Origin of the sequence: Robinsoniella sp. RHS (assembly GCF_001029355.1) — a bacterium.
GTDB lineage: Bacteria > Bacillota > Clostridia > Lachnospirales > Lachnospiraceae > Robinsoniella > Robinsoniella peoriensis.
The window spans coordinates 257,839-267,308 of sequence record NZ_JNGB01000013.1; the positions used below are offsets into that span (position 1 = coordinate 257,839).

The window sequence follows — 9,470 nt, forward strand, 5'->3', positions numbered from 1 at the left end:
GTAAGAAAAGTATTATCGGAGGTGGGGAAGTAGGTGAACTATCTGCTTTATCTCCCCAATGCAAATTGAACGTACGAAAGAGTTCTTGACATCACAGAGAATTGACGCCAGACTTGTATGTGGACCAATGGAAAGTGAATGCGGAATACCCGAACAATATTTTGATTATGTTTATTCTATCTATGCGATAGGCTGGACAACGGATCTGAATGAGACATTCAGCAGAATATCATCCTATCTGAAAAAGGACGGCATCTTCATTTTCAGCTGGTCGCATCCTATACATAAATGCGTATCCGCAGAAAATAACAATCTCATCTTTTGCAATTCCTACTTTGATGAAGCATGGTATTCCGTAGCTTTGGAAGATAAAGAAATCATGTTATCAAATCGTAAACTTTCTACTTATGTTAACGCGCTGTCAGCGAATGGGTTTACAATTGAGCAGATGATTGAAGAAACAGATGAAGATATCATAAATGCATATGGGGAAGATGATTTTAGTAATAAAGCAAAAATGCTTCCTGTAACTTTTATTATTAAAGCAAGGAAGCTGTAGACCGTGATTTAATCTGCCGCAGGCGTTTCAATCATGCGCCTGTAAAGATATACCTATGATAGCCTGTAAAGGTTGACAAAACCGTCTGCCTAATATAGAATCACCATATAACTATTAAAGAAAAGGTGATGGAAGTCCGGCGTACCAGGTGTCACAAAATCAGTGGCATGGGGATGACTGGAAAAGAGTAGATAAAATCAATTCAATTAGGAAACAGAATGGCTGTTGATTCAGCTTATTTTGTGTACCGAATGTTTGGTTTTATTTTACTCTTCACTTTTCTTCATCTTACAAAGATGAGCCGTAGAGTAAAATCTACGGCTTTTCTTTATGCCCAAATGAAAAGGAGAGATCATTATGTTTCAGGAAATCATCAAAAATTTAGAATTACCTGTACTTTACAAAGAGACAGAAAGCGCGTTTTGGGATGATGATTATATCTCAAAACAAATGCTCAAAGCACACCTTGACCCGGAATTTAACGGTGCAAGCAGAAAATTAGCATTCATCGAAAAGTCCGTGTCATGGATAAAAAATATTTTGCCTCCCCATAGCTATCCCTCGTTGCTTGACCTTGGCTGCGGCCCCGGATTATATACAGAGAGATTTGCAAAATGCGGATATTTGGTAACCGGCGTGGATTTTTCAAGACGTTCTATTTCCTATGCACGCCATTCCGCAGAAGAAAAGAATCTGAATATTAAATATATCCGCCAGAACTATCTCACGCTGAATTTAGCAACACATTTTGATCTGGCTACCATGATTTACTGCGATTATGGTGCACTGTCAGCCGAAAACAGACGCATAGTCATGAAGCAGATATACCAGCATTTAAAGCCTGGCGGGAAGCTATTATTAGATGTTTTTTCCATGGTAAAATACAACCTTTTTCATGAAGAACAAACCTGGGAACTGCACCAGAGTGCAGGATTCTGGAGTGCAAAACAACATGTCGTTCTAAATAGAAATTGTAAGTATTCAGATAATATCACCCTGGAACAAATCATCGTTGCAGCAGATCAAGACCTTAAATCTTATTATCTATGGAATTGCTGCTTCACACAAGAAGCCCTGATACAGGAAGCAGAAGAAGCCGGATTTCAGGTATGCAGTGTATATGGTGATGTTGCTGGAAATCACTATGATGAAAAGAGCCATACTATCGCTATTCTTCTTGAAAAGTGTTCTGCGATCCATTAAAAACAGTAAATATATAATCCGGTAATAATTCGTTTTTTGACTATATAAGGCTGAGGAAAAACTCCTCAGCCCATTTCAGATACTTCCCCAAATACAATTGCGTTCTGCCGGCAGCTTCACTTACTGGAATGCCGCAGACCTGCAAATTCATCTGCAATAATTTCATAATCAATATATTCACCGGCAAAATCTGCAATGCCAGAATTTTTTCTTCGTAGGACTGTCTTAAATCCAACACTCTCATACATCCGTTGTGCCGGAAAAAGACCCGCATTAGTGGTTACTATTATTTTTTTCACATCATATCCCATGATTCTGTTGACAGCTTCCTCAAGCTGCATTGTCCCATAGCCCCTGCCCTTGTAAGTTGATTTAATACAGTTATGCCCCACCTCTACATACTCCGGCATATTTCTTGGATCCCAGGAAACCAGCCCGATTGCTTCGCCGTCTAACGTTGTGATAAAACCATATTGATCTGCAATCTGAAGATTATCAAAGAAAAAATCATCAAATTCTTCCCAATCAGATCTCCAGCATTGTCCCATTCTTTCATCAAAGGAATAAGCATCAGACAATAAATTTAAAATAGTCCCTCTATTAAATCCGCTCACTTTCCTGAACTCAATACACATGCATTATGTTCTCCTTTATCTGTTATATATCTGATATTTATCAGATGAACTCCATCAATTTTCAAATACGCGCTAACCTTTATGCAAGCGATACCCAATTCCCCATACCGTATCGATATACTCTTCCCGGGGACTTATTTCCTTCCCCCTGAACGCAGCAGGTCAATTTTATTCTGCAAGCCGCCACCCTATCTCCTGAAACTTTGTCTTATTATACTGCATTTATCTAAAATCCTCAACTGCATTATAAAGCAAACAACACTCCTGCCTTTTACCGCAGAAGTGTCTGTTATACGTTGTCACATACTCATTTCCTATTTATTTTTCAGGGGAAATAATATATTTTCCATTAGCACGCAATTCTGGTTTGCTTAATACGCCTTCCAGGTTTTCCAACCCGCAGACTTCATAAATCATGCTGCTGACATCCAGACGTCTGGTATCAATCAGATCCAAAGCACGCTTTTGTGTATAAGGATTGATGAAAGATGCCTTTAGCACAAGCTCCTTCTGGAAAACTTCGAATGGTTTCACCTGGATAGTTTCATCCGGTTTTGTGAGCCCGAACATCATAACCACAGCTTTATTTCCTGCAATATCAATTGCCTGCCGGATTGTAGACGGCCTTCCCACACATTCAATCACGGTTTTGATCCAGGTCATTCCTGCCGCTTTCAATACCGCCTGAACATCTTCCTTTATAGGGTCAATACAGATATCTGCACCCAATTTCTTCGCTACTTCTCTTTTATTTTCCACCGGCTCCAGCAGAGCTACTTTGGCTGCTCCAGCCAGTTTCGCCAGCTGCATCATCAATAGACCGATCATTCCGCCGCCGATTACCACTACCTGATGTCCGGGCTGAATCTCACACATATCAATTCCGTGCAGGCAGCAGGCTACCGGTTCCGCCATAGCCCCCTGCTCAAATGTTGTATTTTCACCCAGCAGATACACCTGTCTTTCGTTGACTGCACAATATTCTGCAAATCCTCCGTTTACGGTAGTTCCATATCCAATCATATTCTCACAGTAATGTGCCGCGCCATTGCGGCAGGGTTCACAGGTTCCGCAATAACAATTGGGATCTATACATACCCTGTCCCCGACTTTGCAATTTACTACTTCTGCTCCTGTCTGAGCCACCACTCCTGAAAACTCATGTCCCAAAATCGTGGGAGGGGTTACTTCTGCCGCCCCTTTATCTCCCTCATAAATATGTACATCCGTACCGCATACCCCACATGCTTTTACCTGGATTAATACGTCCTTTGGTCCGATTTCAGGTTTTTTTGATTCTTCCACTCTCAAGTCATGCTTCCCGTAAAATACTGCACTTTTCATGATCTTCCTCCATTTTTCTCTTTTATTTTATACTTATGCGTAACACCTAATCATAAGTAGAGTATATTACTTTATATTTAGAATAACAATTGATTTTTATCCCAATTTTCTTATTGATTTCTTGTATAAATTGCATAATAATATATTTTCATTGCTTTTTAAATACAGACATACTATGATAGAAAGAACGATAGGTCGATGAGATGAATTTAGCGAATTAGGAGGTTCTATGAGCGATAAAGGAATGACTACCATGGCAGTCAAAAGAATTAACAAAAATAAAGTATATTCTTTTATCTACCATGAGGGCACTACATCAAAACTGCAGATAGTCCAAAAACTGCAAATGGGTTTATCTACCGTAAGTCAGAACTTAAAAATTTTAGAAGAAGAAGGTCTGCTTGAAAAAAATGGATACTTTGATTCTACGGGAGGTCGGAAAGCCCGGGCAATCCAGATTCGACGTACTGCAAGAGTCTCGATCGGGATTGGAATTTTAAAAAAGATGGTTCATTTTGTGGCAGTCGATCTCTATGGTACTGTGATTTTTGATTCCACACTGGACATCCCTTATCAGACTTCAAGAAAATACTACCGGCAGCTTGGACAGGAACTAGAGGGTTTTATATCCGGAAATGTCTTAGACAGATCTTCCATTTTAGGGGTATCCATTGCTACCCAGGGGATTATTGCACCTGATGGACAATCTGTAAGCTATGGTGTAATCATGGATAATATTCAGATGAAACTATCTGATTTTACAGAATATATTACTTATCCCTGCCGGCTGGAACACGATTCCAAGGCAGCGGCTTACCTGGAACTATGGAATCATAAAGAAATAGACAGCGCAGTTGTGTTTCTGCTGAACCGAAATATGGGCGGCTCTATCATTACGAACGGTCTGGTCCACCAGGGGATTCATATGCACAGCGGTATTATTGAACATCTATGTCTTACGCACGACGGACCGATGTGCTACTGCGGCAGCCGGGGCTGCCTGGAAACTTACTGTTCCGCCAACGCATTGGAACAAGCTTCCGGTATGGGTATCACACCTTTCTTTCAGAAATTAAGGAACGGGGATTCTGACTGCCGGCAAATTTGGGACAGCTATCTGGAACATCTGGCTTTTGCCATGCGCAACCTGAATATTATGATCGACGGTTCCATTATTATCAGCGGATATCTGGCTCCATTTTTTCTGGAAGAGGATGTGGTAACTCTTCTGAATCAAATAAATTCCACATCACCTTTTACCCTTTCCAGAGATCAGATCATTTTGGGCACTCAGGGACAATATACTCCGGCAGTCGGTGCCGCTCTTCATTATGTCAGTGAATTTTTGCAGAATGTCTGAAAACATTAGATTATGAAATAATTTTCCATACATGCTCCGGAAACTGATCTTTCTGCCGCATTATAGCCAACATTAACACAAAAGTGTGTTTTAAAACGCTCTTGAGTTGATGTTGGCTTTTTTTTGTTTTTTTACTAATTTTAAAATTATATTTTGCGTGGAATTTACCCGGAAAACAGCCTCATTTTTACAAATACATTCAACCTTAATCCAGGATATGGCTCTGTACAAGCCTTGACAAAGTAACAACTTTCCAATATACTATGAGTAGTTACTTTGAAAGGAGGCTGACAAATGATTCAATTTGAACATATAACTAAAGCCTACAAAACACAAAGAGTTTTGTCAGATGTCAATTTTACCATTGACAAAGGAGAATTAGTTACCATAATCGGAGAAAGCGGATGTGGAAAAACTACCCTGCTTAAAATGATCAACCGGCTGGTTAAGCCCAGCAGCGGTACCATTACTATCCATGGAGAGAATATTAAAAACGTAGATGAGGTGGCACTGCGCAGGAAAATCGGTTATGTCATTCAGCAAACCGGTTTATTTCCCCACATGACCGTTCAGGAAAATATTGAGTTGATATCCAAACTACAGAAGACAGCTCCCGCAGAACTTGCCAAGAACACCAAAAGAATGATGCAGATGGTGGGACTTGACTGCGATGAGTTTTTGAACCGCTACCCTACCCAGCTTTCCGGCGGCCAGCAGCAGCGTGTTGGTGTTGCCCGGGCATTTGCAACCAATCCGGATATCATTCTTATGGATGAGCCGTTCTCGGCACTGGATCCAATTACTAGATCAGATTTGCAGGACGAGCTGATACAGTTACAGTCTAAACTTAAGAAAACCATAGTTTTTGTGACGCATGATATGGATGAGGCTGTAAAAATTGCTGATAAAATATGCATTATGCGGGACGGAACTATTCTGCAGTACGACACACCGGAAAACATTCTGAAAAATCCGGCAGATGAATTTGTTTCTCATTTCGTCGGACAGAACAGGATCTGGTCCTCTCCGGAGTTTATTAAAGTGTCAGATATTATGATAGAAAAGCCCATTACGACGGCAAAGGACATGTCTGTCTTGAAGTGCATTGACAAAATGAGGCAAAATAAGGTAGACAGTCTGCTGGTAGTGGATCCGGAAAGCAAGCGGCTTTTAGGCATTGTAAAGGCAAGCCGGCTCAGAGGCGTGGAGGACAAAACACAGACTGCTGAAGTATTCATGAAGCAAAATGTTCTGACTCTGAAACCTGAAGAAAGTATCTTGGATACAATCAAACTGGTGACAGAGAATCAGTCATCCACCGTTCCCGTTACAAATGAGGACGGCAGATTGGTTGGCTTGATTACCAGGAGCAGTCTGGTAACAACACTGAGTCAGCAATATCTGGATGTGGGAGAGGAGGATGAAGAGTGAATTTCATAGAATATATTCAATTAAATTATATTCAAATCATTAGCTTGCTGGTGGAACACATCAAGCTGACAGCTATTTCTGTGGGACTGGCGATTTTAATCGGTGTGCCTCTGGGCATTCTAATCTCCTATGTGAGCAAAGCAAGCAAGCCGATTTTATCGGTGGCAAATATTGTACAGGCAATACCAAGCATGGCGCTTCTGGGCTTTATGATTCCTTTTCTTGGGATCGGAACGGTACCGGCAATATGCGCGGTCGTGCTGTATTCTCTGCTGCCAATTATCAAAAACACCTATACCGGACTTGAGAACATCAACCCGCAAACCTTAGAGGCAGCAAAAGGAATCGGACTCACTCCTTTTCAGGTGTTAACACGGGTTCAGATTCCGCTTGCCCTTCCTGTCATTATGGCGGGTGTACGAATTGCATCCGTCACAGCTGTAGGCTTAATGACCATGGCGGCTTTTATCGGCGCCGGAGGGCTTGGCTATCTGGTATTTTCAGGAATTCGTACCGTTAACAACAATCAAATTCTGGCTGGCGCAATACCCGCATGTATATTGGCATTGCTGGTGGATTTTTTGATTGGCACCGTGGAAAAACTGGTAACGCCAATCAGCCTGCAAAAAGGGGATAACAGCATAAAGAAGAAGCATCGAAATATGCAGAAAGGTATTCTGGTGACAGCCGCTGTTGCTACTGCTGCCATTCTTATTTTTACTTCCATTGGCAGTACCTCCAGTACCGGACGAACAATTACAGTGGGCTCTAAGGATTATACAGAGCAGGCTATTTTAGGTAATATGGCAGCGGATTTTATTGAAGACCGCACCGATATTACGGTTAACCGACGGGTAGAGCTCGGCGGCACACAGGTTTGCTTTGGTGCCATGAAAACGGGCGATATTGATATGTATGTAGAATACAGCGGCACGGCATACAGCGATACCCTTCAGCATCCCCCTGTCAATGATGTGGAACTGGTCTATAATACCGCGAAGGCAGAGCTGAAAGAACTGTATGATATTGATGTTCTAAAACAGATGCAGTTTAACAACACCTATGTTATGGCGGTCACCCAGGAAACCGCACAGAAATATAAGCTTGAAACCATTAGCGAACTTGCAAAGGTTGCTAACACTATGAAATCGGGTACCGTATTTGAGTTCTCTAATCGTGCCGACGGGCTGCCCGGACTTCAGAAAGAGTACGGCTTTACCATAGGCGAAAGCCTGACGCTGGATGGTTCCCCCCGATACACAGCATTGATTAATGGTGATGTGGATGTCATTGATGCTTTTGCAACTGACGGCCTTCTGAAAAAATTTAATCTTAAGGTTCTGACGGATGACAAATCCTTTTTTCCGCCCTATTATGCAATGCCCATCATTCGTGGGGAAGTGCTGGAGGAATGTCCGGAAATTGCCCCCCTTATGGAGGAACTGGGAGAATATCTTACTGATGAAGTCATGATGGATCTGAATTACAAGGTAGACGAATTACAGCAGCCCCCCGAGCAGGTTGCCAGGGAATTTTTGACCGAGAAAGGTTTAATCAGTTAATAGCAATAGCTGGAATTCAAACCACGAAAAAATCCTTGTGACCGGTACTGGACTATGCTATATTTATAACAGATAATTTATTTATACAGGAGATGTATTTCACATGGAAGAAAACAAAAGTGAAAAAGTAGTTCAACTACCGGTTTATCAAAAAATCGCTGCAGATATCGCTGCCAAAATAGCAGAGAGAAAATACCTTGTGGGCGAGAAAATTTATTCACGCTCTGTGATTGCAAGTCAGTATTCTGTATCACCGGAGACGGCTCGTAAGGCAATCTGCATTCTGGCAGATTTAGAAATTGTTTCAACAACAAAAGGCAGCGGCGTTACGATCCTGTCCCAGGAAAAAGCGTGGCGGTTTCTGCAACAGTTTAACAGTGTACAAACCATTCACAACTATAAAAAAGATCTGCTTGACAATATTTCCCGTCAAAAAAAAGAACTGGACAATTTAAATGAAAAGGTAGCAGCACTGATCGAAAGTACAAACCGGTTTCAAATGCTGCACCCTTTTATGCCCTATGAATTTGAAATTCTTTCAGAGATGCTGTGCATAGGAAAAACTTTAGCAGAATTGCGATTTTGGGAACACACCACAGCAACTGTGATTGCAATTCGCAGAAATGGTGAGGTTTTAATTTCCCCCGGTTCCTATGCTACATTAAATGAGAAGGATATTATTTACTTTATTGGTGATGAATATTCACCGGATCGGGTCACAAACTTTTTGCTGCAAAAATGTTAATGTCGAGGAATTACGTCTGATTTCCTTGAAGCACTTTTTTGTGATATCACTAAAATAATGACTCTATAAAAATGATGACTTTATAAAATAGAAATTTAGAAAAACAGGTATTAGTACAGCATCGCACAAATAATAAAGCTATGCTGTACTAGAGCGTGTTTGAAAATTGCTACACATTGGTCATTTTAACCAAATTAATATTGAAGCGATACACAAAAATCCCAGATAGGTGAATGCAAGTTTGTCATAGCGGGTGGCAATTCTACGAAATGCCTTTAGCTTTAAAAAGAGTTTTTCTATCAGATGCCGCTCTTTATATAGCCACCAATCGCAATGACGTTCAAACTTTGCTCCCTTTCTTGATGGAATTGTTGGTTCACCACCTTGCTCATAGATATAGTCAATCAGTTTATCACTGTCATATCCACGATCAGCAAGTATGTTACTTCCTTTTAAATTTACATGTTTCAATAAGGGAATCGCGAAATTAATATCGTTGCGTTGTCCTTCACTGATCATGAAATACACTGGATTTCCATAAGCATCCACAATGGCGTGTATTTTTGTACTGGCTCCGCCCCGGCTGTGTCCTATTTCGCTAGAAGGCCCCCTTTTTTTGCACCTGCACTAT

Annotated in this window: 8 protein-coding genes and 1 pseudogene; 6 read left to right on the forward strand and 3 right to left on the reverse strand. The window is 41.1% G+C overall.

Annotation, left to right across the window (positions count from 1 at the left end; all coding sequences use genetic code 11):
• The first annotated feature begins 58 nt into the window (after positions 1 to 58).
• Both RHS_RS07305 and RHS_RS07310 read left to right on the forward strand, forming a co-directional pair.
• A complete protein-coding gene (locus tag RHS_RS07305; RefSeq protein ID WP_138003393.1) occupies positions 59 to 559 on the forward strand; it encodes a class I SAM-dependent methyltransferase in 501 nt (166 codons plus the stop codon).
• Between the two features lie 357 nt (positions 560 to 916).
• Entirely contained in the window at positions 917 to 1,762 is an 846-nt protein-coding gene (locus tag RHS_RS07310) for a class I SAM-dependent methyltransferase (protein ID WP_047832758.1), read from the forward strand.
• 116 nt (positions 1,763 to 1,878) lie between these two features.
• On the opposite strand, the gene RHS_RS07315 is transcribed toward RHS_RS07310, so the two are convergent.
• Together RHS_RS07315 and RHS_RS07320 are read right to left on the reverse strand one after the other, a co-directional pair.
• Positions 1,879 to 2,397, reverse strand: a complete 519-nt coding sequence (locus RHS_RS07315; RefSeq protein ID WP_047832759.1) for a GNAT family N-acetyltransferase — start codon at positions 2,395 to 2,397, stop codon at positions 1,879 to 1,881.
• A 318-nt stretch (positions 2,398 to 2,715) separates the two neighbouring features.
• A complete protein-coding gene (locus RHS_RS07320) occupies positions 2,716 to 3,741 on the reverse strand; it encodes an alcohol dehydrogenase catalytic domain-containing protein (protein ID WP_047832760.1) in 1,026 nt (341 codons plus the stop codon).
• A 229-nt stretch (positions 3,742 to 3,970) separates the two neighbouring features.
• On the opposite strand from RHS_RS07320, the gene RHS_RS07325 reads away from it, so the two are divergent.
• The 4 genes from RHS_RS07325 to RHS_RS07340 all read left to right on the forward strand — a co-directional run bounded on the left by RHS_RS07325 (position 3,971) and on the right by RHS_RS07340 (position 8,839).
• The gene (locus RHS_RS07325) at positions 3,971 to 5,101 is read left to right on the forward strand and encodes an ROK family transcriptional regulator (protein WP_047832761.1); all 1,131 of its coding nucleotides are present in this window, start codon (positions 3,971 to 3,973) and stop codon (positions 5,099 to 5,101) included.
• A 294-nt stretch (positions 5,102 to 5,395) separates the two neighbouring features.
• Positions 5,396 to 6,532: an ABC transporter ATP-binding protein gene (locus RHS_RS07330; RefSeq protein ID WP_044295368.1), complete on the forward strand. Its 1,137-nt coding sequence runs from the start codon at positions 5,396 to 5,398 to the stop codon at positions 6,530 to 6,532.
• Positions 6,529 to 8,094, forward strand: coding sequence for a glycine betaine ABC transporter substrate-binding protein (locus RHS_RS07335; RefSeq protein WP_047832762.1), 1,566 nt, complete (start codon positions 6,529 to 6,531; stop codon positions 8,092 to 8,094). The genes RHS_RS07330 and RHS_RS07335 overlap by 4 nt, the downstream gene beginning before the upstream one ends.
• 103 nt (positions 8,095 to 8,197) lie before the next feature.
• A complete protein-coding gene (locus RHS_RS07340; RefSeq protein WP_027292617.1) occupies positions 8,198 to 8,839 on the forward strand; it encodes a TrkA C-terminal domain-containing protein in 642 nt (213 codons plus the stop codon).
• Between the two features lie 180 nt (positions 8,840 to 9,019).
• Here RHS_RS07340 and RHS_RS07345 read toward each other — a convergent pair.
• Positions 9,020 to 9,445 (reverse strand): annotated as a pseudogene (locus RHS_RS07345) (IS5 family transposase); the annotation flags it as partial.
• Positions 9,446 to 9,470: the final 25 nt, after the last annotated feature.